Below are 23,806 nucleotides of genomic sequence, written 5' to 3' on the forward strand. Positions count from 1 at the left end.
GATCGCGGGCCTGCTGGCCGGGGCGACCATCGTCCACCTACGACGGCAGCCCCACCGCACCGGCTCCCGACGCGCTGTGGCGCATCGCGGCCGAGGTGGGCGCCACCGTGCTGGGCGCGAGCCCCGGCTACGTGCTGGCCTGCATCAAAGCGGGGTCCGTGCCGCGCACCGAGCACGACCTGTCGGCGCTGCGCACCGTCGGCATCACGGGTTCCTCGCTGCCCACGTCCTCGGCGCTGTGGCTGGGCGAGAACGTCGGCGAGCACGTGCAAGTGTCCTCCATCAGCGGCGGCACCGACGTGGTGTCGGCGTTCATCGGCGGCGTGCGCACCGTGCCGGTGTGGCCGGGCGAGCTGTCGGCGCCCTATCTCGGCGTCGCGCTGGACGCCTTCGACCCGGCGGGTCGGCCGGTGCGCGGCGAAGTGGGCGAACTCGTGGTCACCGCGCCGATGCCGTCCATGCCGGTGGCGTTCTGGCGCGACGAGGACGGAAAGCGGTACCACGACGCGTATTTCGACATGTTCCCCGGCGTCTGGCGACACGGCGACTGGATCACCGTCACCGACCACCACAGCGTGATCGTGCACGGCCGGTCGGACTCCACACTCAACCGGCACGGCATCCGGATGGGCAGCGCCGACATCTACCAGTCCGTCGAACGCCTCCCGGAGATCGCCGAGGCGCTGGTGATCGGCGCAGAGCAGCCCGACGGCGGATACTGGATGCCGCTGTTCGTGACGCTGGCGCCCGGCGCCGAACTCACCGACGAATTGAAGGCGCGCATCGACAGCACCATCCGCACCGAGGTGTCACCCCGCCACGTCCCCGACGAGATCATCCTCGCCCCGGGCATCCCCCACACCCGCACCGGCAAGAAACTGGAAGTGCCGATCAAGAAGTTGTTCCAGGGCGCCGACCCGGCCCGCGTCGTCGAACGCAGCGCCGTGGACAACCCGGACCTGCTCGACTGGTACGGCACCGTCCGGCCCGGCGCGCGCGACTGAACATCGGTACGGCCGGCGTGGATGCGACTCACGCCTGTCGACCGCGTGTGACGCGAACCTAGTTGAGGCTGCCCTGTGGCACTATCCAGACATGGGGCTGTCTCGTCACCGTCGCGATATGTTCGAAGTCCGCGTCGTAGTGAACCAGCACCGCCCCGTGGAACTCGGCAACGGCAGCGGTGAGCAGATCCACGATTCCCGCGGCACGGTGGTGGCCTTTGCGCGCCATCAATTGCTGGACTTCGCGCGCACGATCGGCGATCGTTTCATTGATCGGCAGGTTGACGTAGAGAGCGCGACGGCGCTGAGCGATGTTCTGCACGTCGGCGAGGTTTCGCCCGGAGTAGCCGGCTTCCAGATCCACCGTCACACAGGTCGCGGCCGCGCGATCGGCGATCAATCCGGCGATCACCGTGCGCACCGGCTCGTGCGCGAGTCTGGCACTCGCGGAGGTGTCCACGAGGTGGAGCCGAAGAGGCGTGGTTTCGCTCAACGACGAGCCTCGCGCATTATTTCGGCCTCGCCGATGTCGGGACCCACCCCGAATCCGTATGGATCGTTCAAGACCTGCTCGATTCGGCGCCTCCGCTCGGCGACGAATTCCAGTGCCGCGTTCACCGTGTCCTTCTTGGTGGTCGTTCCCAACTCCTTGGCAGCGAGGGCTAGGGCTTCGTCGTTCACGTCGATCATCGTCTTCATATATACAAGAATATATCTAAGACAATCTCGTTAGCAATACCACTGGACGCGACCGCCAGCCACTTTGTGGCGCGATTGCGCTCGTCGCGAGTTGTGCTGCGATGCAGCGTGTTCGGTCCTACCTTCGATAGGCGCGCCCGCCGATGGACGCGGTGAAGACCGCCGCTCGTGCGCCGCGAGCGGCGTGCAGGTTGCGTTTCTCCTGCGGGGTGAGTCGATAGCGGGCCGTGATCCGCCGTATCGCGGCGATCACGGCGCCGAGCACCGGGATGGGGTCCACCGGGCGCAAAGCCAACGCCATGACGAACTCCTTACCAGAAAGACGCACCGGTACAACCCAATTCGAACGAATGACGGTGCCGGAACCGCCGCGCCGACCGATTCGGTACGGGTCGGCGCCCGCACTACGCCGGCGATGCGACTCGATCGGATGTGGCCAGTGCGCGGGCGGTGAGTTCCAGGCGGTTCGTCGGTCGGCGACCGATCGCTCGCTTCGGATCGGACCGCGAAAGAGTTCGCCGAAAACCTGTCGACCGACGGCTTCGGCACTGCCCTGGATGCCTACGATCCCGGCGGCGAGCAGGCCCGAGCCCGGCAATGTCCGCAGCATGACCACGGGGCCGCGCGGTGATGCCCGGGTGGTCGTCAGTAACCTCCGATGACGGATTATGTAAACAATGATTCTTTCCAGAATCTCCCCTTGTACTGCATCTACATTCGTGTAAGTTTGTCCCTGTTCGACAATCTGGCACGGCACCGGCGTTCCTGGTGCCCCCCGCGCTCAGCCGCGTCGGATTGTCGGCTTCCGGACGCATCGGCACGCACATCCCGCCTTGTCGCAGACCCGAGGCGTACCGGAGAGCAGGTACCGCTCCCGGGGGCCGCTCATCCCCGGGAGCGGTATCGGCGTGGCACGGCCATACGGCCAGGTCGTTACGATGTTCGTCATGAGTGTCGACAATCGCCGTACGGCGCGGAAGGCGAGCAGCGGCGACTCGGCACCTCGGGAGATCCGGCGCAGGCCGAAGAATCGCCGCGCCCAGATCGCCGCCGCGTCGGCGGCCGCGTTCGGCGCGCTCGGCTACCACGGCGTGAGCATGGAGGACATCGCCTCCGGGCTCGGGATCAGTTCGGCGGCGCTCTACCGCCACTACCCGAGCAAATACGCGCTGTTCCGCGAGGAACTGCTGCGCGTGGGCCGGGCGATGACCGAATCGGTGGAGCTGCCCGAGGAGGCGGCGGACTGGCCCGCCGAACAGCGGTTGCGGCACGTGCTCGACGCGCTCATCGCGGTCACGATCGACAACCGCCCCACCGTCACGCTGGTGCGCTGGGAGGTCCGCTACCTCGAGCCCGACGACCAGACCACACTCAACGAGCAGCAGGCCACGGTGCTGGGCGCGCTGGGCGCTCAAGTGGCCGCACTGCGCCCGGAGCTCGCCGAGGCGGACCTGCGCGTGCTGCGGGCCGCACTGCTCAGCACGATCACCAGCATCGCCGACCACCACGCCGCCCTTCCCGCCAAACCCCTTGCCCGCCTGCTGAATTCGGCCTGCTGGTCGATCGCGCACGCCCAGCTGCCCGCGCTGCGCGCGGTGGAGCCGGTCGCGGTGGTGGAGATCCCGGACTCGTTCAAACACGAACTGCTGCTGCGCAAGGCGGTCGAACTGTTCCACGAGCGCGGCTACCCGAACGTCAGCGTCGAGGACATCGCGACCGCCGCCGGACTGTCGGCCGCGTCGGCGGTGTACCGGTTCTACCGAGGCAAGAGCGACATCCTGGCCGCCGCGTTCCGCCGGGCCGCCGAACGGGTCTCCGGCGCCGTCGGCCCCGCCGTGGCGGCGGCCACCGATGCCGAGGACGCGCTCACCGCGTTGGTCGACCAGTACGTCTCCGGATCGTTCGCCGAACGCGCCCTCACCTTCGTGTATTACACGGAGTTCCAGCACGTTCCGGCCGAGGAACGCACGGTGCTGCGCAATATCCAGCGGCTCAGCGTCGAAGAGTGGGCCAGGTTGCTGCGCGAGGTGCGCCCCGAACTCACGCCGGCCGAGGCGCGCATCCTCGTGCACGCCGCGTTCGCGGTGGTCGTCGACCTGGGCCGCGCCTTCGGCAACGAACCCCTGGCCGCCCAGGACCGAGTGCGCCTGCTGATGCAGCAGATTCTCTTCGACCGCCCGGCACGCTAGCCGTATGTGATCGGTCATTCTTACCCTGCCGTGACCGTTGTGCGATATGAAGGCTGGTTCACCGCTTTCTTGTGATTTACGATTCACTTATCGATCGGGCGGGTAGCGGCGGTGTACCGGTCATTCGGTTGGGCTACCATCGCGGCATGGGTGCCCGGGACCACCGCGCTGCGGACGAGGCGGCCGACGGGACACCGGCACGCGTGATCCGTCGCCGACCGCGCGACCGCCGTGCGCAGATCGCGGCGGCGTCGGCGGAGGCTTTCGGCGCGCTGGGCTATCACGGCGTCAGCATGGAGGACATCGCCTCCCGGCTCGACATCAGCTCGGCGGCGCTGTACCGGCACTACCCGAGCAAATACGCGCTGTTCCGCGAGGAAGTGCTGCGGCTGGGCACGGTCAGCCAGGAAGCGGCCACGCTCCCCGACGCGACGGGCCTGCCCGCCGGGCAGCGCCTCGAACGAGTGCTCGACGCGCTGATCACGGCCGCCATCGCCAACCGGCGCAGCGCCGCGCTGCTGCGCTGGCAGCGGCGCTACCTGGAGGACGCCGACGCGGCCACCCTGGCCGATCAGCTGATGAGCGTGAACGCGGCGCTCACGTCACTGCTCGCCGCCACCAGGCCGACGCTGTCCAAAGCCGATCGCGACGTGCTCGCCGCGGCGGAGCTGAGCGTGCTCAGCAGCATCGGCGATCATCACGTCTCGATCCCGGTGCGGACGCTCACCGCGCGGCTGACCGCCGCCTGCCGCGCGATCGCCGCGTGCGAGCTGCCGCCGCCCGGCAGCGGCGCGAACTTCGCCGCGAGCGAGATCCCGCTGACCTTCAAGCACGAACTGTTGCTGACCCGCGCGGTGGAACTCTTCCACCAGCGCGGATATCCGAACGTGAGCGTGGAGGACATCGCGACCGCCGCCGGACTGCCCGCCTCCTCGGCGGTCTACCGGTTCTACCGCGGCAAGGGCGACATCCTCACGGCGGCGTTCCGGCGGGCGGCGGAACGGGTGTCGGCCGCCATCGGGCCCGCCGTCGCCGCCGCCACGACGCCCGAGCAGGCGCTGGGCACGCTGATCGAGCTGTACGTGGCGGGGTCGTTCGCCGAGCGCGAGCTGACCTTCGTCTACTACGCCGAGATCAGCAACGTCCCGCCGGAGGAGCGCACCGTGCTGCGCAACATTCAGCGGCTCAACGTCGAGGAGTGGGCGAAACTGCTGATCGGCGTTCGGCCCGAGCTGTCCGCGGCCGAGGCGCGCCTGCTGGTGCACGCCGCGTTCGCCCTGGTGGTCGACCTGGGCGAACGCTTCGGCTCCGACGACCCGGCCTGTTCACCGCAGCGCGTGATGCGCCTGATGCAGGTGATTCTGTTCGGCCGACCGGCGGAGTAGGCCCCGCGCCCATTGCGCTCCTGGCGAACGCCGCGCGGGAATCGACCTCCTCCCCTCGCTGTTGCCGCAGAAGGAAAGGAGTGCCCGCCCGCCCCGGCAGGGTGCTCGCGCAGCGTTCGCACAGTTTCCGACTTCGGAAGGTAGATCCTCTATGAGCACAGACCTCGACGCGCAGCCCGCCGCGGCTTCCGGAACCTTCGCCATCGGCGGTGATCTCCCGGTGCACCGACTCGGGTACGGCGCGATGCAGTTGACCGGCCCCGGCGTGTGGGGCGATCCGAAGGACCCGCAGGAGGCGGTCCGGGTGCTGCGCCGCGCGGTCGAGCTCGGCGTGAACTTCATCGATACCGCCGACTCCTACGGCCCGTTCGTCAGCGAGAAGCTGATCCGCGAAGCTTTGCACCCCTATCCCGAGGACCTGGTGATCGCCACCAAGGCCGGGCTCACGCGGCAGGGGCCCAACGAGTGGCGTCCGGTCGGCAGGCCCGAATACCTGCGCCAGCAAGCCGAACTGAGCCTGCGGCACTTGGGCGTCGACCGGATCGACCTGTACCAGCTGCACCGCATCGACCCGCAGGTGCCGCTGGCCGACCAGCTCGGCGAACTGGTAACGCTCCAGCAGGAAGGCAAGATCCGGCACATCGGCCTCTCGCAGGTGAGCGTCGAGCAACTGCGCCAGGCGCGCGAGATCGCCACCATCGTCTCGGTGCAGAACCTGTACAACTTGGCCAATCGCGCCGACGAGGACGTGCTGAACTACGCCGAGCAGGAGAACATCGGCTTCATCCCCTGGTTCCCCATCGCCACGGGCGAACTCGCCGCCCCCGGCGGTCCGCTGGCGGCCATCTCCGCCGAACACGGCGCCAGCCCCGCGCAACTCGCCCTGGCCTGGCTGCTGCGCCGCTCCCCCGTCGTGCTGCCGATCCCGGGCACCTCGAGCGTCGCGCACGTCGAGGAGAACACCGCCGCCGCGCGAATCACCCTGAGCGATGAGGAATTCGAGGCGCTGTCCGCTGTCGCCGGGGTGACTGGGAACTAGTCGGCCCGTTGCGGATCGCGGGGGCGCCCACGGCGGCGAGTCCGGGTGCCCCCGAGCCCTTTGGACGAAGCGCGAAGAAGTGCGGGCGCCCGACCAGGAGCCCGACCACGCGGTGAGTCGATCGGGGCGGACGGTTACTGGTCGCGCGATATCCCGCGTGCGCGGTCTTGTCCGTATCCGGTGCCGCCACGCTCAACTCTCGGCGCGTGACCGGGCGTCTGCCTCACCGCGGCTTGTGGATGCTGCGCCTGCCCCAACCACAAAAGTCTTTCCACCTCCGACAGACGTCCTTTCTCGTCCAGCTCCTTGAACGCCGCGTTCCTTGCCTCATCGAGCGCCTTGGACGCCGCTTCGCGTTCCTTCTCGGCTGCCGCTGCGCGTGCCTCGGCTGCTTCGCGCTGCATGCTGGCGGCGTCGGCTGCTTCGCGGGCCGCTTGTTCGCCGGTGTCGGGAGTTCCGCGTCCCTGATACTGGCTGGGCACCGGAAATTCCTGCGCCACCCGTTCGGCCGCTTCTCGTTCGATCCGTGCCTGCTCGGTTTCCGGCGTCTGGCGTGCTTGCCGGGCTCGCTCGACCTCTGCTCGGGCTTGCCGGTCGCGCTCAACTTGCTGCGGGGAATCCGCTCGGCCACGCGCGGCGGCTTCCCGGAACTGCTGCACCTTCCGGAATCCTTCGGCTCGCTCTTGCGCCCGCATGATCTCGCGTATCTTCGTCAGCCGTTCCCGTGCCCGGTCGGCTCGGTTCAACTCGTACGGCCGGATCAGCTCCAATTGCTGAGATACCAGCGACTGACCGAGTTGCATTGCACGCAGGGCGTCAGCGCGAGAAATGATCACGTGCTGAAATTTATCGCCGAGGTCCTGGGCCATCGCCTGTAGTTCGGCGGCTACGGCGGGCGGGATTTTCTCCCCAGATACTGATTCCCATCGAGAATGGGCCAATTGACCGGATTCCAGTCCGACTCGTTCGAGGCTCAGCTGCCTCAGTGTCTCTTGCTCGTTGATCCGCCCCGACTTGCGCTCGATCCCTCGAGTTCTCCGGCCTGCCGTGCGGGCTGAATCCAGTCTTCGAATTTTGTCGTCAATCTTGATTGCGAATTGCTGGACCCAGCCACGCTCCGGCGTTTCACCCCGTTCACGCGCCCGGCCGAGTTCGAAATACAGGCCCTTTTCGTAGTTGGACAGTCTACGTCGGTAATCGTCGTACTCGTCGGGCACGATGCCCCCCCTTGGAACGTCTAATCACGCATGCATGTCACCATGCCGCGCGATGAGCCTTAGAAATGCTGTACTCCACCATCCGGGGACCGTAGTTCTCCCGGAATAGGGCGCTCGCTTCGAACATCAAATCGAGCTTATGCGTATCGCGCACCTGCACCGCTGGTCCGAAATCGGGATACAATGGCGAGTCCAACTTTCCACTGTTCGTCCATGTGATATCACCGTGTCGACGTATATAGCATTCTCCGAGAAATCGAATGAATCCATCGGCCAGTTCCCGATTTTCCGACGCAATGAACCCGGCCCAGTCGCCGAACACTTTTTTAGCCGCCTCCATGATCCGGGTCGACAGCGGCGGTTTCCACCATTGGGAATCACTGCTGATATCGGGGACTACTGCGGCGAGAAATGCGCGCACCCCTGCTTCCATGCGTTCGGGTGCAACCCAATCAAGGAATGCTTGGGTTTTGTCATCGAATTCCATATCGAAACCGATCTGCTCTTCGTCCACAAGCTGGGCCTTCCCCTCGTACTGACTGTCTGGTGTCGCGGAATCGGGCACTACAGTGTTGCGCCCGCACATGTCACCGGGCAAACAACGGACACAGACGTAGGTGTCGCAGTCGCGGATGCTCGGACGGAACCTTCACCGCTCGACATACAGCCGCTCACAGGGCAACCGGGGCAGCCGATCAGTTGCGCCGCTGGCGACACACACAGCGTCGGTGCAACGGTGGATACCTTCGTCTTGGACGAACACCAGGGCCGCAGTCACACACGCCGCGTAATGCAAGTGGTGGCCACGTATCCGCACGATCAGGTGTACATCGGGTTCGTCCGGCAGGGGTGAGGTCATGCCGTGTAAGGAGTGGCGCGGTTCGGCTGTGGGTGGCATGGGGCCTCCGTGAAGGGTGCGCCGTGGCGTGAATGCTGCTGTGGTGCAACATCTTTGGTGGTTCGGGGGAAGGCTGGCGGGCGGGTTCGGTTGGGCACACCGATGCGGAGTCCCGTCCGCGCAGCCTTCCCCCTTTTGGTGCCCCGGCACGTCGCGTGCTTCCCTGTGGTGCAAAGGGGGGACCAGGGGGCGCGCGGGTGTGCCGGGGCGGTCTGGGTGGTTCAGGTGCGGTTGATGTGCTGGCCGATGATCGCGGGGATCAGCAGGTCCAGGAAGGTGAGGTCTTCGGCGGCGGGAATGTTGTCGACGATCGGGTCGAGCAGCGGTGCGGCGTACAAGCGGCCGGTGTGTGGTGCGGCGGCAGTGCGGGCGCTGCTGATCAGTTCATAGATCACCATCGCCATCACTCGAACCCGGGTGGTGTCGCTCATCCCGTCCCGCGACGCATCCGCAGTGGTGGTTACCAGGGTGCCGATCACGTCGGTGAGAACGTCGAGCTCTGCGGCGGCGCGCTCGGCGTCCTGGTCCCCGGTCACCGACCGGCCTGCGGCGGCGGCACCGGCGGCGCGGCAGGCTTGCTGGCGTGTTGGGGGTGTTGCGTGGGGTCGAATACGACGCGAATACCGATCCAGGGGCATCTCTGGCCTCCGAGCGCGATGTCCATCGGCGAATCGTGATCGACCACGCGGCCGTTGACGACCTTCACCATCTGCCCGAAGCAGTTCATGGACGGGCATCTCACCGAGGACACGTCACCGGTTTCCGGATTCAGAGTGGCCATGCCGCAGTGTTCGACAGTGATCCACGGGTCACAGCCGGGGCCGCATCCGAGTGGCATGGTGGCCGTGCTGCTGTGGTCAGGCATACGCCACCGCCCGCCGTTGCCGCGCATGCTGGGCGGCGCATCCTCTGATCGCCTCGACCACGAGCTGCCCCGGCGGGCGGTAGGCGTCGCGGGGCGGATGTACCCACGCCCGGAACAAGCCGGGCCGCTGACCGGGACCAGGCAGCGCGATCTCTCCGGCGCGCAGGATGGACACACCGAACCGTGACATCTCCGCGAACAACCGAATGTCCTCCGGCAGGTCGGGGCCGGTGAGGAAGGTCCAGCGCTGCGAACGCGGATGCGTCAGGACCGGCCCGACCTGCTGACCGTGCTGGTGCATCCATACCTTGACTTCCGAGCCGATGAACGCGGGCATCATCACCCCGCACACCCGCCCTGCCCGCAGCGTGATCCGTCCCAGATGCGGCGGCTGGACCTCGGCGGGCAGGTCGCACACATGCCGGTAGAACTGACACGCGGACAACGGTGTATGCCCCAGCTGTCTTGCTGATTTCACGAACAACTCCCCTGCTCGATGCACTGGTGTGCACCCGACGCCGGGGCCGAACCGCCGGCTGCGCGTTGTCGGGCATTCGGCGGTGCCGGGATGAGGAACCGGCGGCACCCGGCGTCGGGGCTCAATCCAGGTTCTGCGCTTGGAGCAAGGGGCACAATGGCAGTACTGAGCAGCGGTGTTGCAAACTACTAATTCCGAGCGGTCTCGAAGTGCGTTGCGCCCGCGTACCGTTGGCGTATGGGCGCACAACTAGGGGACCGCCTGCGCAGTATTCGCAAACGGCGTGGGCTCACTCAGAACGAACTTGCAGAACGATCCGGTGTATCGGTTCAGCTGATCAGGCTGCTCGAGCAGGGCGGGCAGGAGTCGACGAGGACAGAAACGGCGCGTCGGCTGGCGAGTGCGCTCCGGGTCGAAACTTCTTCTCTGATTGTGAAGCCGGACGCCGCCGATCCAGACGTGACTGATGTCGAGTTGTGGGCTGATGTCCGTCAGGCGCTGGCCGGTATCTATCCGGTCGATGAGTACAGCGAGCCGCCGACCGTCGCCGGTGTCAGCGCTACATTCGCGGAAGTAAAGCCGTTGTTCCGCGGTGGTCACTTCGCTGAGCTTGCCCCGCACTTGGTGCCGATGTTGCGCGATGCGGATTATTTGGTCTCTGCGGCGGACTCGGGCACGACCGATGCGCGGAGACTGCGATCTCGGATTCGCCAGATGGTGGCATGGCAGATGTGTCTGACTTGGCAGTTCGACGCAGCTGACCACGCAATCGCGTTGGCGTTGGATGATGCGCCGGATCTGCGTGCAGCTGCGCCGTTGGCGGATGCGGATTGCTGGCGGTGGATTCGGAAGGGTGATCTGGCCAGAGCGCGTGAGGTTGCAACCAAGTGGGCAGACGATCTCGAACCGCGCCGTATCTCCAAGGCATCGCGGGAGGATCTCGCCGGTTGGGGGCTGATGCTGCAACGGGTTTCCACAGCGGCGATACGGGACAACCGACCTGGCGAGGCCGATGACGCGCTGGCTTTCGCCCGTGTAGCCGGGATGGCGATCCGCCACGGTGAACACGATTCGAGAGACGGCCTGCTGCACGCATTCGGCCCGGTCACGGTACAGATGCTGGCTGCGGAGAACGCCATGGTGATCGACAAGCCGCAACTCACTCTGGCGATCGGGGCACAACTGGAGGGAACGAAATACCCTCTCCCGTGGCCGTGGCAGCGTCACCGCCTCGACGTCGCAGCAGCACACGCGGCGATGCGGCAGTACCCCGAAGCGCTGGCCGTACTTCAACAGATCCGGCGAGGTCTGCCGGAATGGTTGGTGAAACAGAGATTTGCGCGTGACATCCTCGCGGGCATGATCGAGAAGCGGCGGACGCTCACGGCAGAAGTCCGTGAGTTAGCAGACTTCGTGCAGGTCCCCTACTGAGCAGCTTTACATCGCTACTGCTCGAACAGGCCCCGGGCGCCAGTCCGGGGTCTGTTGTCGTCTATGGGAGATGTTCCGGAATGCAGTCCCCCTGAAATGTCTCAAATGCGCCCAATTGTGAACCCGGCGCCGATCAGGTGACTTTCGCGGAGCTGTGCCGGGTCAGTCGACGACCATGCCGCCGGTGAGGTTGGCGACTGCCCCGGTGATCGCGGCGGCGCGGTCCGAGGCGACGAAGGCTGCGACGGCGGCGATCTCGGCGATCGTGGGCAAGCGTTTGCGCAGTGTCCGGTCCTCCACGCGGGACCGGAATGCGTCGCGACTGATGCCGTAGGCGTCGGCGTGCAGGCCGTATACCTCGGAGATCTGCGGCGATTCCGGCATACCCGCGGCGTTCAGACACACGACCCGGACGCCGTGCGGTCCGAGTTCGGCGGCCAGACCCCGCGACAGCGCTTCGATCGCCGCCCAGGCCGGCGCCATGCCGCCCATGAGCGGGACCGCCGTCCGCGACGGTGACGCGGTGATCGTCAAGATCACGCCCGCCCTCTGGTCGGTCATGCGTCGCGCGGCGGCTCTGGCGGTGAGGAAATTGGCCTTGGGATAGGTGGTCATGGGCAGGGCGAAGTTGTCGAGCGGCAGCTCGGCGATCGGAGTGCCCTGAATCCCGGTCTGCGGCAGGCTGATCGCGTTGAACGAGACATCGAGGGAGCCCGCGTCGCGGACCACCGCGTCCGCGTGCGCTTCCACGGCGTCTTCGTCCAGCGCGTCGACCGTGGCGACGTCGGCGACGCCACCCGACGCCCTGATCTCGGCGGCGACCGCCTCCAGCGCGGAGCTGGTGCGCCCCGCGAGGAACACCCGCGCCCCCTCGGTGGCGAAAGTGCGCGCGACTTCGCTTCCCACGGCGCCGCTGGCGCCGTAGACGATCGCGTTCTTCTTTTCGAGCAACACTGCTGACTCCTCGTTGGGGGTTGTCCACCGATTCGGCACGCGCCGTCGGCCGAATTTGGTTTCGTGATGAAACCAGCTGAACGTAGCAGTCTTCAGTTTCTTCATGCAACCACTTGGGATATGCTGGGCCGATGCTCGGCCGTACCTACGAAACGCAAGACTGCTCCGCGGCGCGGGCGCTCGAGATCGTCGGTGAGCGCTGGAGTTTGGTAATCATTCGTCATGCGCTCTTCCGGGGCGTCACCCGCTTCGGGGACTTTCAGCGCAGTCTCGGCATCGCCCGCAACATCCTCGCCGCCCGGCTCGACTGGTTCGTCGAAGTCGGGCTGATGGATCGGCGTCCCGATCCGGCCGGGTCGGCGTATCACGAGTACGTGCTGACCGAGAAGGGCCGCGAACTGCAACCGGTGATAGTGGCTCTCACCCACTGGGGCGATCGCTGGGCGGCGCCGGGCGAGCCGCCCGTCATCCTCAGGCACACGCAGTGCGGCGGCGCGGTCCATCAGCAGACCGTCTGCCACGACTGCGGCCGACCCGTGGCCATCGACGCGGTGGAAGCTCAGCCCACGGCGCGCCGCGCACCCTGACCGCCCGTTGCAGCCACACCGTCGACTGTCCGAGGTCCACCACGACGGCCCGATCATTCGCCGGTATCGGGCCGACGGCCGCCGCGCCTGACGATGCGCGCCGGACGGTGTCGGCCGCCGGCGTAACCGCACCGATCGCCGGATTCGAGGGCTGAGCGAGCAGTGGCACTCGCGCGCATCGGGGTCGAACGGGAGCGTATCTCTGACACCCTGTCCGCTACTCACAGATTTTCGTGACGCGAACTCCGAGCGAATCCGACTACTGGTATCGATTTCGAGTAGTGCAGTACGCATGCTCCCCGAAGAGGGCCACGGAAGAGTTCTCGTCGTACCAGCAACACCCTCCGGCAGCTTCTAGCAATTGCCTGGACAACACTGACGCGGCCCGGTCTCCACCATCCGTGGCGAAGCCATGTCTCAGCCGATTCTCGGCGGCCGGCCGCCCGCGCCCAGCCCAGCCGGGCACTCGAGATTGGAGAGAAATCGATGAACAACGATGTGAAATTGCAGGGCCACACCCCCGTGTCGAGTGCGGGAACCCTCATCGAAGAGGCGCACCAGCCGCCCGGGACCGGCTCCAGCCCCGGCATCTCCGCCGCCGCCGGCGACATCGAGGACATCGAGGGCTACGTCGTCCCCGGCGCCGCGGCCGAAACCGGCCTCGCCGAGCTCTCCGAGCTGCCCGATATCGCCTGGGCCTCCTACGGCTCCCCGGAAGTGCACGCTATAGAGCGGGTGATCGGCAACGACGACCGCGTGCAGGTGACGGCCACCGCGGACTATCCGTGGCGCGTGCACGCCTCGCTGCTGATCACCGCGGCGGACGGCTCGCACTGGATCGGAACCGGCTGGTTCCTCGGCCCGCACACCCTCGGCACCGCGGGCCACGTGGTCTTCATCAAGAACAGCGGCGTGCCCGGCCGGGACGGCTGGGTGCGCTCGATCCAGGTGATTCCGGGCCGCAACGGCGCTACGCAGCCCTTCGGGTCGGTCGTCGCCTCGGGCGGTGCGTTCCGGTCGGTGACCGGCTGGACGGTCAACGGCAATCAGAACTTCGACTACGGCGCGATCGTTCTGCCGACCAACCTCGGTAATACGACGGGCTGGTTCGGTTTCGGCGTGTACAACGACGCGACACTGACGGCGGCGACGGCGAACATCTCCGGGTATCCGGGGGACAAGCCGGTCGGCACGCAGTGGTATCACGGCTCTCGGGTGTCGTCGGTGAACGACCAGAAGGTGTTCTACGAGACCGACACCGTCGGCGGTCAAAGCGGCAGCGCGGTGTATCGCCTCGCCGACGGGCAACGCATGGCCTTCGCGGTCCACGCCTACGGCGGTGCGACGTCCAACTCCGGTACCCGGATCAACACTTCCGTGTACAACAACCTGCTCGCCTGGCGGGCATGACCCCGGCGGTCATCCGGGGCGTGGTCGACTCGCCGGAGGGGCCCGTCGCGTTCGCGTCGGTCTACTTCGAGTCCGCTCCCGCGCCGACGCCGGATGTGGCCGCGATCACCGGCGAGGACGGCGAATTCGTTCTCACCGGGGTCGGGCCGGGCCGTTACCGGATCGGGGTGAACGCCCCGGGCCACGACCCACAGCATGTCGACATCGATCTCGGCGTCGAGGACGCCTTCGTGCGCGTGTGGGTCGGCTGAATCGGCAATCAGCGCCACAGACAGAGGAACACGACGATGAACAGCAACTTCGACACAGTCGCGGTCGATCGGGTGAGCCCCGTCGAGGCCCCGCTCCAACGCGAAACGAGCACTACCGAACTGATCCAGGTCGACGCACTGATCCGCGCGACCGAAGCCCGTCTCGCATTCGGCGTGGACGGCGGGCGCACCACCGTAGCGGTGCTCGACACCGGTCTGCGCACGACCCATCGCGACTTCGCCGGCCGGGTCCGCGCGAGCCGCAACTTCACCGCCGACAACCACGGTGACCCCACGGACGCCACCGACGGCCAGGGCCACGGCACCAATGTCGCGGGCATCATCTGCGCGGGCGACCTGCACACCGGCATCGCCCCCCGGGCGAAGATCGTCCCGGTCAAAGTGCTCGACAACACGGGCAATGGGTCGTTCGTCGCCATCCGGGACGCCTTGCGGTGGGTGTTCGACCAACACGCCGCGCTCGGCATCACCGCGGTCTGCATGTCGCTGGGAGCCTCCGACAACAGGACCACCGACGACGACTTGGCGGCGGACGCGATCGGGCGGGCGATGACGGACCTCACGGCAGCCGGTGTCGTCTGCTGCGTCGCCGCGGGCAACGACTTCTTCGCCCACCAGAGCGCGCAGGGAATGAGTTATCCGGCGATCTTCCGGCAGACGCTCAGCGTCGGGGCCGTGTACGACTCCGATGTGGGGCCGTTCAACTATCGCTCCGGCGCGCGGGTCACCGCGTCCGGACCCGATCGCATCACCCCGTTCTCGCAGCGCTTGCACGAGACCGTCGGCGGCGCGTGCGCCACCGACGTCTTCGCCCCCGGCGCACCGACCACGTCCTCCGGAATCGAGAGCGACACCGGTGAATCCGTGCAGCACGGCACCAGTCAAGCGACTCCGGCCGCCGCCGGCGTGGTGCTGCTGCTGCAAGATCTGCACTCGAAGATCACCGGAACCCTGCCCACCGTGGCGGATGTGCGCCGCTGGCTGCTCACCGGCGCGGTCTCGATCAACGACGGCGACGACGAACGCGACAACGTCCGCAACACCGGGCTCGACTTCCGTCGGATCAGCGCGGTGGGCGCACTGAACGCCTGCGCACGCGATATCGGCGCCGGCGTCGACAGCACGGCACTCGCCGGGAGGTAGCACCCGGAGGGGCCGCCCGCGTGACGGTGCGGTGGGCCGCTCGGCTCTGGTCGCGAGCGATCGGCCCTCCGGCTGCCGTCGCATCGGTCAGCGCGCCGGGCCGACGTGGTTCGCGCGGAGGTGGTCTGGCGCGTCACCGTCTCGTGCCAGGTGTTCGGGTAGATGTTCCCCTCCGACATCGACTCGGACTCGCAACCACTGCCAGACAGTCGTACCCGGCGTTCGAGCGGACACCGGTGGGTCCTCGCACCGCCGTCGTACGGCGATACGAGGACCTCGGCGCTGTCGGGACTCCCTCGCCGTAGTCCCGATCAGTGGGTGAACCGCGCTGCCGGGCGGATCGCGCTGACCGGCAACGAGTTCGGCACGCCGGCTTCCGGTCAGCGTGAGTATCCGTCGGCCCGGCTGTCGGGGACGACCCGGCCGGACGCGACCAGAGTGCGGAAGGCCGCCTGCTTGCGGGGGCAAGCGTCCGCGCGGCAGGGACGATGGCCCTGCATCACCCGGTGCGCCTGTTCGATGGTGAACGGTTCATCGGGCGGACGGTGCGAGTCGTCGGCGCCGCCGTGCGACAGACAAGAGCCGACCGCGACGATCGCGGCGACCAGCAGGGTGCACGCGCCGAGCATGCCCAGCAGCGGTTCCACGGCCGGTCACCGGCCAGGGGCCTGCCCGGAACAGAACGCCGAGGCGGTTAGGTACTGATGGCAGGTCGCGCCGTGCCCGCCGTGGACGGCGCACAGGAAACGCGCGCGCTCATAGGTCAGCCCGAGCGGTTCCTCACTGCAGTCGCGACTCTGAATCAGCCACAGCTCCCGGACATCCGAGGGCAACACGTCCATCTCTCACCTCCATAAGAACAGTGCACCCGGCACCGAGAAGACGCCGCCGGACCGCGCTCGACACGGATGGATCGGGCCGTGCCGGGACCGTGCGCCGGGTTCCGGACATCGGGCGCCCTCGTCAGGGTTTGGGCGGACCCCCGATGCCGGGTGCGATTCAACAGTGCGCGTTGCGATTCGGTAGATAACAGACCCGAATGCGGTAATTGCGAGTACTTTCCGTTTGTAGCGGCCTGGAGCGAGGAAGAGAGACCTATGGTGGAGGTCGACTGGACGGGCGAAGCTGTACATGCGCTTCGCACGGCGATGAAGCGAAGCCGTTACGAATTCGCGCGTCTGGTGGGCGTCACACCGCGCACCGTGGTCCTGTGGGAGAACGGCCGGACAACCCGGATGCACGCCGCTAGCCAGCGTCTCCTCGACAGGGTCCTGTCGGAGGTCGATTCCGTCGTCTCCGAACGATTCGAGCGTGCTATCACCACGAGCCGGACGACGGCCCACGACTACGGAAGCGCCGATTCGGCGCCGGAAAGGCACACCAAGCTCGGTAGGGAAATCGGGCTCGACAAGGAAGTCGAGGAAGACGACGTGAGAAGGCGAGAACTGCTGGCCTGCATCGGCGCGGGCCTGGCAGGCCAGGCGGCGGACCTGGTGGCGAGCGAACCGGAGCGGATGCTGGCAACCCTCGACGCGGGGTCGATCAGCGAACGGCGCCTGGTGTTCCTGGAACAGTCGGCCGAGGTCCTCGGCACGCGGGTGGTCCAGGTGCCACCGCACGAGCTGCTGCAGACCGGGCTCGAGCAATTCCGCATGGTGCGTGGCTGCCTCGGCGAACGGCAGCCCACCCATCAGCAGGTCCGGCTGGTGCGGACGGCGGGCCGGCTGGCGAACGTGGTCGGCGAGATCCTGTTCAACGAGGGGCATTTCGGCCAGGCGCGCATGTGGTACGCCACCGCGATCCATGCCGCGCAGGACATCGGCGATCGCTATTCGGAGGACATCGCGCTGGCCGGACTCGCGTATTTGCCGACCTATAGCGATAAACCAAAGGAAGTCTTGCAGTTACTCGACGGTCGCTTGCAAGAAAATCCGTCCTACGGCCCGGCCGCCGCATGGTTGTGGGGAATGGCGGCGCGCGCGCACGCCAGCCTCGGACATGCCGATGAATTCGCACGGTGTATCGCACGATCGGCTTCGGCTCTGGAAGACGTCGGCGCCGAAGACCTTTCGGTCGGTATTTTTTCTTTCCGCCCCGAGAAACTCGCCTTTTATCAAGCGATCGGATATTCCCGGCTCGGCCGCGCCGAGGAGACCGCCGCGGCGGCCGCGCACGCGATGGCGCTGTACGACCCGTCGGAGACCATGGAGCCCGCCCTGGTCCGCTTCGAGCACGCCACGGCGCTGCTGGCCTCCGGCGAGATCGATGAAGCCTGCGCGGTGGCGACGAGCGCGATCACGAACGCGCACACCTACGTGGGACTGACGGTCACCAAACGCGCCAAGCAGTTCGACTCGGCGCTGGGCGGCCTGCGCACCAGAGCCGTCAGCGAATGGCGCCAGCACGCGCACGCGGTCATCGACTCCGCGCACGTCGAAGTCTGAACCCAGCGCCCGCGCCGAGCGACGTACGCGGCGATCCACTCCGCACAGGCAAGGCCCGGTTTCCGCACAGGGAACGACGCCGCGGACGCGGCGATCTACTCCGCGCGCGCAAGGTCCGATTTCCGCACAGGGAACGACGCCGCAGACGCGGCGATCGACTCCGCGCACTCCGAAGTCGAGGCCCACGTATACGAGTCGGATGTGGCACGGCTACCGACTTCGTCCGGCATCGCCTGCGCACGAAGTCGGGGTGGGGCGCGCCGGTCGGCAGGGGTCGGGACCGGCGCGCCCCATGTGTTCAGGCGCTCAGTTCTGCTCGCTGGAGGTGGCCTCGATGAGCGACTTGGGGCGCATGTCCACCCAGTGCGTCTCCACGTACTGCAGGCAGGACTTGCGGTTGGCTGCGCCGTAGGCGATGGTCCAGCCGCCGGGGACGGCGGCGAAGACCGGCCACAGGGAGTGTTCGCCGTCCTGGTTGACCAGGACGTAGAACTTGGCGTCGTCGTCGTCGAACGGATTCTTCATCTCGATTTCCTTCTTCCCGGTGGGGTCTGGGATGGGTTCTAGTGGTGGCCGGTGTCGGTCAGTACCGCGGCGAGGACGTGGCCGAGCCTGGCCAGCGCGGATTCGGAGGTAACCGGATCTGCCGGGCGAGCTCCGATCCGGGATCGTCCTGCGCGCCGAGCAATTCGCGCTGCCACACGCTGAAATCGGTGTACTGCACCGGAAGCGGCGGCCAGTCGGGGGCCATGCCGCGTCTGCGGGCGGCGTAGGCGAGCAGCACGTCGCGGGCCAGCGGGGCCAGCGACGATTCGTCGGCCGCGATGTGGTGCACGACCACCACCAGGACGTGTTCGGTGCCCGTCGCGTCGCCGCCGACCGGAGCGAACAGCCGGGCGCGTACCGGCACGGTCTCGGTCACGTCGAAACCGCCGCCGACGAAATCGGCCACCGCCGCGTCCAGATCGTCGGCGGGGACGGCGACGGGCGCGAGCACCGGGGTGCTCGCCGCGACGGGCAGCACCACCTGCACCGGTCCCGACTCGTGCTGGGGATAGACGGTGCGCAGCACGTCGTGGCGGGCGACGACGTCCGCCATCGCGGCGTCCAGCGCGGCCGCGTCCAATTCGCCGGTCAGCCGCACCACCAGCGGGATGTTGTAGGCGGTGGACTGCGGATCGAGACGGTTGAGCAACCACATGCGCTGCTGGGCGAGCGAGAGCGGCACCGGGCCGGTCACCGCGCGCCGGGTGAGCGCGGGACGCCCGTCCGTGCCGGAGACGGTCGCCAGCACGGCGTCGATCTCCCCGAGTTCGAGGCGCAGGCCGCGCGTCCGCACCTGTCGGTCGCGGCGTCCGGCGTAGTGCAGCGCGCCGGACCGGTTCCACCGCACCAGGTCACCGGTTCGATACAGCCGCCCGCCCTCCGGGCCGTACGGGTCGGCCACGAACCGGGAAGCCGCTAGCCCGGGCCGGCGGTGATAGCCCCTGGCGAGGCCGGGGCCGCGCAGGTACAGCTCGCCGGTGACGCCGACCGGCACGGGCCGCATCCGGCTGTCCAGCACCACCGCGGACATGCCCTGGATGGGCGCGCCGAGATCGAGCGGGTCGCCGGGACGCAGGGCGGCGCTGATGGTGGCGACGACGGTGGTCTCGGCCGGGCCGTAGGTGTTGTGGAACGAGCGCCCGTTCGCCCAGCGGCGCAGCGTATCCGGGCCGTAGGGCTCACCGCCGACGGCGAGCAGCCGTAGACACCCGAGCTCGGCCGGATCGAGGGTCGTCGCGACGGCGGAGGTGAGGAACGCGTGCGTCACCCGCTCGTCGCGGATGAGCGCGGTGAGCTCGGCACCGTCGCGGACGCCGGGCGGCGCGACCACCAGCGCCGCTCCCGCCGACAGTGCCAGCAGCAGTTCGAGCATGGACGCCTCGAAACCGGGCGAGGCCGCGTGCAGCACGCGCGCATCCGCGGTGACCTGGTATCGATCCAGCTGCGCGGCAACCACCCCGGCGAGACCGCCGTGCGTCGCGACCACACCTCTGGGCGTGCCGGTCGAGCCGGAGGTGTAGCTGATCCAGGCCGGGTTCGCGAGTCGCACGGGACGGATCAGTTCGGCCGCATCGATCACATTCCCGCTGTTGCGGCGCATCCTGGCCGCGGTGGACGGCGCGTCGAGCACCAGCCAGTCCAGCTCCCCGGGCAGCGCCGCGTGGCAGGTGGCGATCGTCAGGCCCAGCGCCGCACCGGAATCCGCGAGCAGGTGCGCGATCCGCTCGGCCGGATGGGTCGGGTCCACGGGGACGAACGCCGCGCCCGTCTTGGCCACCGCCCACACCGCGAGCACGGAGCTGGCCGAGCGCGGCACCGCCACGGCCACCACGTCCTCCGCACCGAGGCCGTGCCCGATGAGCATGCGCGCCAGCCGCGAGGACTGCTCGTCCAGCATCCGGTAGGTCAGCCGCCGCTCGCCCGCGAGCAACGCGACCGCGTCCGGCTCGATCGCGACCGCCGCGGCCATCAGTTCGGCCAGCGTGCGAGGCGGCACCGGCGCGCCGACGCCGCGGCCCAGCAGCTCGGCGCGTTCGGCGGGCGCCAGCAGGTCGGCCTCGGCGACGGGCCGGTCGGGAGTGGCGGTGAGCGTGCCGAGCAGCCTGCCGAAGCGGCGCACCAGCGCGCTCGCGGTGGCCGCGTCGAACAGGTCGGTGGCGTAGTCCAGCTCCACCGCTAGGTGACCGTCGGCGTCCGGCTCGGCGGATACGGTGAACTGCAAATCGAAACGGGCCACCCGCTGCTCCAGTTCGACCGCCGAGACTTCGAGCCCGGGCACGGTGCAGGCGTCGGCTGCGCTGTGCGCATAGTTCAGGGCCACGGTGCACAGCGGATGCCGAGCGTGGGAGCGCTCGACGCCGAGTGCGTCGGCCACCTGGTCGAACGGCACGCTCGCGTTGCCGAACGCGGCGAGGTCGACGGCCTTGGTCTGCGCGAGCAGGTCGGTGAAAGAGCAGTCCTCATCCGGCCGGGTGCGCAGCACCACGGTGTTGGCGAACATGCCGACCAGCTCGTCCATGGCCGCCGCGGCGCGCCCGGCCACCGGGGCGCCGATCGGGATGTCGCCGGAGCCCGACAGCCGGGCCAGCAGGACGGCGAGAGCGGCGTGCACCACCATGAACGGCGTCGCGTCGTGCCGCCGAGCGAGTTCGCGCACCCGTCCGGCGACGCCGCCGCCGATCCTGGCCCGCACGCTCGCGCCGCGCTCGCTCGCGACGGCGGGACGCGGGCGATCGGTGGGCAGTTCCAGCGCACCGGGCAGGTCGCGCAGCGTCTCGACCCAGTACGAGAGCTGCGCGGCACTCGAGTTCTCCAGTTCGGCGGCCTGCCACACGGCGTAGTCGGCGTATTGAGCCGCGAGCGCGGGCCAGGCAGGGTCAGCGCCGAGGGCCCGGGAGAGGTAGGCGGCCAGCAGATCGCGCAGCAGCGGGCGCATCGAGTAGTCGTCCGCCGCGATCTGGTGCACCGCCGCGACCAGCACGTGCCGGGTACCGTGCTCGCGCAGCAGCGTCGCGCGCACGGGAACTTCGGCGGTCACGTCGAAACCCGCGCCGAGGAATTCGGCGATCCGGTCCTCGACGGCGCGGCCGTTCAGCACTTCGACGGTAAGGCGCGCTCCGGCGTCCGCGGGGAGGATCACCTGATGACCGCTGCCGGTCGCGTCGGCCGGGTAGATCGTGCGCAGGCTCTCGTGCCGCGCGACGACGTCGGTGAACGCGGCGACGAGGGCCGCCGCGTCGAGTTCGCCTTCGATGCGCAGCGCGACCGGGATGTTGTGCGCGGGCGAAGCCGGGTCGAGCCGGCTGCGCGACCACAGGGCGCGCTGGACCGGGGCCAGCGGAATCCGTTCCGGGCGCGGGCCCGCCACCAGAGCAACGACGGTTTCGATGGCGGCGGTGAGCGATTGCGCCAGTTCCCGCACGGTCGGCGCGTCGAACAGCAGCCGCACCGGAACGCGGCGACCGAGCCGGTCAGCGAGCCTCGCGGACACCCGGGTGGCACTGAGCGAATTGCCGCCCAGTGCGAAGAAGTCGTCGTCCAGGCCGATCCGCCCGGCGGCCAGCACCGATTCGAAGACGTCGGCCACCACCCGCTCGGCGGGTGTGATCGGGGCACGGTAGGCCGCGCGGAGCACCTCGGCATCGGACGGCTCGGCACCGGGGCGGGCGGTGACCACGCGAGGCAGTTCGCCCGGGCCGAACAGATCGATGTCGCCGACCACCTGTTCCGGGTCGGCGGTGACCACGGCGAGCAGACGGGCGAAGCGCGCGCCGAAGGTCTCGACGGTGGCGGCGTCGAAAAGGTCGGTGGCGTAGGTGAAGCGCAGTTCGTCGCCGGTGACGGTCAACTGGAGATCGAACGCGGTGGTCTCGTGGTCGAATGCGTGCTCGGTCACCGCGACGCCGGCCATGTCCAAGGCGACCGGCGCGAAATCCTCGAAGGACAGCGCGATCTGGCACAGCGGGTGCCTGGCCCGCGACCGCGGCGGGTCGAGCGCCTCGACCAGGCGCGCGAACGGCACGTCGGCATGAGCGAAAGCGTCGAGGTCCTGCTCGCGCACCCGCCGGAGCACGGCGGCGAAAGTGTCCGAGCCGGGCACCTGCGCGCGCAGCACCAGGGTGTTGCCGAACGGGCCGACCAGATCGTCGAGCGCCGCGTCACCGCGGCCCGCGACGGGCGCGCCGATCACGATGTCGTCGGTGCCGCACAGCCTGGCCAGCAGAGTGGCCAGCGCGGCGTGCACCACCATGAACGGCGTGGCCGCGTAGCGCGCGGCGACGGTGGCGATGCCGGCGCGAACCTCCTCCGGCAGGACCGCGGTGGCGCTCGCCGCGGCGTGCGAGGCCACCGAGGGTCGCGGCCGGTCGGCCGGTAGGTCGAGCTGGGCGGGCAAGGCGCGCAGCGTTCGGCGCCAGTACGCGAGCCGGCGCGCGGCCACCGAATCCGGATCGTCCTCCGCTTCGAGCAGCTCGCGTTGCCAGAGCGCGTAATCGGCGTATTGCAGGGCGAGTTCGGTCCGGACCGGCTCGGTGCGCGTGGCGCGGGCCGCGTACGCGGTGGCGAGATCGCGGGCCAGCAGGCGCATGGAGAACCCGTCGGCGGCGATGTGGTGCGTCACCAGCGCCAGCAGGTGGTCACGGTCGGAGCGAATGACCAGGCCGACGCGCAGCGGCACTTCGGCGGTCAGGTCGAACGGGGCGGAGACGAACTCGCGCAGCGCGCCCACCGCGTCCAAGCGCTGGATCTCCGGAACCTCGGTGGCGGCCAGAATGCGCTGGTAACCGATGCCGTCGCGGTCGGGGTAGACGGTGCGCAACGGTTCGTGCCTGCCCACCAGGTCGCCGACGGCGGCAGCCAGCGTGTCCGGGTCCAGGTAGCCGGTGAGGCGGACCACCACCGCGATGTTGTGCACGCTCTCGGTGGGGTCGAATCGGTTGAGGAACCACATGCGCTGCTGCGCGGGTGCGAGCGGAATGCGCCGCGGCCGGGGCCGGGGCGCGAGCGCGGGCCTGTCACCGCGGCAGGCGAGTCGTTCGGCGCGCACGGCCAGCGCGGCGACCGTTGGCGCCTCGAACAGCAGGCGCACCGGAATCTCGGTGCCCAGTTCCGCGCCGAGCCGGGCGGCGACCTGGGTCGCGATCAGCGAGTCGCCGCCGAGGGCGAAGAAGTCGTCGTCGGCTCCGACGCGCTCGACGCCGAGCACGTTCGCGACGACCCGCGCGACAGTCGCCTCGACGCGCGTGGC

At 68.5% G+C, this 23,806-nt stretch carries 22 protein-coding genes and 1 pseudogene; 10 read left to right on the forward strand and 13 right to left on the reverse strand.

Annotated elements, in window-relative coordinates:
• Positions 1 to 1,004 (forward strand): annotated as a pseudogene (locus ON27_RS25125) (AMP-binding protein); the annotation flags it as partial.
• A 58-nt stretch (positions 1,005 to 1,062) separates the two neighbouring features.
• Here ON27_RS25125 and ON27_RS25130 read toward each other — a convergent pair.
• The 3 genes from ON27_RS25130 to ON27_RS43135 all read right to left on the reverse strand — a co-directional run bounded on the left by ON27_RS25130 (position 1,063) and on the right by ON27_RS43135 (position 2,004).
• Positions 1,063 to 1,464: a PIN domain nuclease gene (locus tag ON27_RS25130; protein ID WP_083887803.1), complete on the reverse strand. Its 402-nt coding sequence runs from the start codon at positions 1,462 to 1,464 to the stop codon at positions 1,063 to 1,065.
• A gap of 29 nt (positions 1,465 to 1,493) precedes the next feature.
• On the reverse strand, positions 1,494 to 1,703 hold the full coding sequence (locus ON27_RS45615) for a type II toxin-antitoxin system VapB family antitoxin (protein WP_174377879.1): 210 nt from the start codon (positions 1,701 to 1,703) through the stop codon (positions 1,494 to 1,496).
• A 118-nt stretch (positions 1,704 to 1,821) separates the two neighbouring features.
• Positions 1,822 to 2,004: a hypothetical protein gene (locus tag ON27_RS43135; RefSeq protein WP_157227336.1), complete on the reverse strand. Its 183-nt coding sequence runs from the start codon at positions 2,002 to 2,004 to the stop codon at positions 1,822 to 1,824.
• Between the two features lie 646 nt (positions 2,005 to 2,650).
• On the opposite strand from ON27_RS43135, the gene ON27_RS25145 reads away from it, so the two are divergent.
• The 3 genes from ON27_RS25145 (at position 2,651) to ON27_RS25155 (ending at position 6,316) form a co-directional block, all read left to right on the forward strand.
• On the forward strand, positions 2,651 to 3,892 hold the full coding sequence (locus tag ON27_RS25145) for a TetR/AcrR family transcriptional regulator (protein ID WP_043732913.1): 1,242 nt from the start codon (positions 2,651 to 2,653) through the stop codon (positions 3,890 to 3,892).
• A 146-nt stretch (positions 3,893 to 4,038) separates the two neighbouring features.
• Positions 4,039 to 5,277 (forward strand): TetR/AcrR family transcriptional regulator, encoded by a 1,239-nt coding sequence (locus ON27_RS25150; RefSeq protein WP_043732916.1) that lies wholly within the window; start codon positions 4,039 to 4,041, stop codon positions 5,275 to 5,277.
• A 151-nt stretch (positions 5,278 to 5,428) separates the two neighbouring features.
• Positions 5,429 to 6,316 carry an aldo/keto reductase gene (locus ON27_RS25155; protein WP_043732867.1) on the forward strand — a complete coding sequence of 296 codons (888 nt, stop codon included), beginning with the start codon at positions 5,429 to 5,431 and terminating at the stop codon, positions 6,314 to 6,316.
• A gap of 134 nt (positions 6,317 to 6,450) precedes the next feature.
• On the opposite strand, the gene ON27_RS43140 is transcribed toward ON27_RS25155, so the two are convergent.
• The 5 genes from ON27_RS43140 to ON27_RS25185 all read right to left on the reverse strand — a co-directional run bounded on the left by ON27_RS43140 (position 6,451) and on the right by ON27_RS25185 (position 9,774).
• Positions 6,451 to 7,533 (reverse strand): hypothetical protein, encoded by a 1,083-nt coding sequence (locus ON27_RS43140; RefSeq protein ID WP_157227337.1) that lies wholly within the window; start codon positions 7,531 to 7,533, stop codon positions 6,451 to 6,453.
• Positions 7,534 to 7,570: 37 nt separating this feature from the next.
• Entirely contained in the window at positions 7,571 to 8,047 is a 477-nt protein-coding gene (locus ON27_RS43145) for a hypothetical protein (protein WP_157227338.1), read from the reverse strand.
• Positions 8,048 to 8,652: 605 nt separating this feature from the next.
• Positions 8,653 to 8,967, reverse strand: a complete 315-nt coding sequence (locus ON27_RS25175; protein ID WP_043732879.1) for a hypothetical protein — start codon at positions 8,965 to 8,967, stop codon at positions 8,653 to 8,655.
• A complete protein-coding gene (locus tag ON27_RS44360; RefSeq protein WP_043732881.1) occupies positions 8,964 to 9,323 on the reverse strand; it encodes a hypothetical protein in 360 nt (119 codons plus the stop codon). Before ON27_RS44360 ends, ON27_RS25175 begins: the two co-directional genes overlap by 4 nt.
• Positions 9,289 to 9,774: a DNA-directed RNA polymerase subunit beta gene (locus ON27_RS25185; RefSeq protein WP_245560108.1), complete on the reverse strand. Its 486-nt coding sequence runs from the start codon at positions 9,772 to 9,774 to the stop codon at positions 9,289 to 9,291. Before ON27_RS25185 ends, ON27_RS44360 begins: the two co-directional genes overlap by 35 nt.
• Before the next feature lie 237 nt (positions 9,775 to 10,011).
• Here ON27_RS25185 and ON27_RS25190 point away from each other — a divergent pair, with 237 nt between their 5' ends.
• Positions 10,012 to 11,205 carry a helix-turn-helix domain-containing protein gene (locus tag ON27_RS25190; protein WP_043732884.1) on the forward strand — a complete coding sequence of 398 codons (1,194 nt, stop codon included), beginning with the start codon at positions 10,012 to 10,014 and terminating at the stop codon, positions 11,203 to 11,205.
• A gap of 162 nt (positions 11,206 to 11,367) precedes the next feature.
• On the opposite strand, the gene ON27_RS25195 is transcribed toward ON27_RS25190, so the two are convergent.
• Positions 11,368 to 12,159: an SDR family NAD(P)-dependent oxidoreductase gene (locus ON27_RS25195; protein ID WP_043732887.1), complete on the reverse strand. Its 792-nt coding sequence runs from the start codon at positions 12,157 to 12,159 to the stop codon at positions 11,368 to 11,370.
• Between the two features lie 131 nt (positions 12,160 to 12,290).
• On the opposite strand from ON27_RS25195, the gene ON27_RS25200 reads away from it, so the two are divergent.
• From ON27_RS25200 to ON27_RS25215, 4 genes are all read left to right on the forward strand, one after another.
• Complete coding sequence (locus ON27_RS25200; protein WP_043732890.1) at positions 12,291 to 12,746, forward strand: winged helix-turn-helix transcriptional regulator; 456 nt, start codon at positions 12,291 to 12,293, stop codon at positions 12,744 to 12,746.
• A gap of 486 nt (positions 12,747 to 13,232) precedes the next feature.
• A complete protein-coding gene (locus tag ON27_RS25205) occupies positions 13,233 to 14,156 on the forward strand; it encodes a trypsin-like serine peptidase (RefSeq protein ID WP_043732894.1) in 924 nt (307 codons plus the stop codon).
• A complete protein-coding gene (locus tag ON27_RS25210) occupies positions 14,153 to 14,407 on the forward strand; it encodes a carboxypeptidase-like regulatory domain-containing protein (RefSeq protein WP_043732896.1) in 255 nt (84 codons plus the stop codon). The genes ON27_RS25205 and ON27_RS25210 overlap by 4 nt, the downstream gene beginning before the upstream one ends.
• A gap of 36 nt (positions 14,408 to 14,443) precedes the next feature.
• Positions 14,444 to 15,571, forward strand: coding sequence for a S8 family peptidase (locus ON27_RS25215; protein ID WP_051046983.1), 1,128 nt, complete (start codon positions 14,444 to 14,446; stop codon positions 15,569 to 15,571).
• Positions 15,572 to 15,951: 380 nt separating this feature from the next.
• Here ON27_RS25215 and ON27_RS25220 read toward each other — a convergent pair whose 3' ends face one another.
• Positions 15,952 to 16,218: a hypothetical protein gene (locus tag ON27_RS25220; protein WP_043732898.1), complete on the reverse strand. Its 267-nt coding sequence runs from the start codon at positions 16,216 to 16,218 to the stop codon at positions 15,952 to 15,954.
• Between the two features lie 6 nt (positions 16,219 to 16,224).
• Positions 16,225 to 16,413: a hypothetical protein gene (locus ON27_RS25225; protein ID WP_043732901.1), complete on the reverse strand. Its 189-nt coding sequence runs from the start codon at positions 16,411 to 16,413 to the stop codon at positions 16,225 to 16,227.
• Positions 16,414 to 16,479: 66 nt separating this feature from the next.
• Here ON27_RS25225 and ON27_RS25230 point away from each other — a divergent pair, with 66 nt between their 5' ends.
• On the forward strand, positions 16,480 to 18,015 hold the full coding sequence (locus tag ON27_RS25230; protein ID WP_157227339.1) for a helix-turn-helix domain-containing protein: 1,536 nt from the start codon (positions 16,480 to 16,482) through the stop codon (positions 18,013 to 18,015).
• Positions 18,016 to 18,321: 306 nt separating this feature from the next.
• Here ON27_RS25230 and ON27_RS25235 read toward each other — a convergent pair whose 3' ends face one another.
• Both ON27_RS25235 and ON27_RS25240 read right to left on the reverse strand, forming a co-directional pair.
• Positions 18,322 to 18,540 (reverse strand): MbtH family protein, encoded by a 219-nt coding sequence (locus ON27_RS25235; RefSeq protein ID WP_043732907.1) that lies wholly within the window; start codon positions 18,538 to 18,540, stop codon positions 18,322 to 18,324.
• Positions 18,541 to 18,598: 58 nt separating this feature from the next.
• The coding region (locus ON27_RS25240; RefSeq protein WP_157227340.1) for a non-ribosomal peptide synthetase at positions 18,599 to 23,806 on the reverse strand (5,208 nt) is incomplete at its 5' end.

Source organism: Nocardia asiatica NBRC 100129 (assembly GCF_000308415.1).
GTDB classification, from domain to species: Bacteria; Actinomycetota; Actinomycetes; order Mycobacteriales; family Mycobacteriaceae; genus Nocardia; species Nocardia asiatica.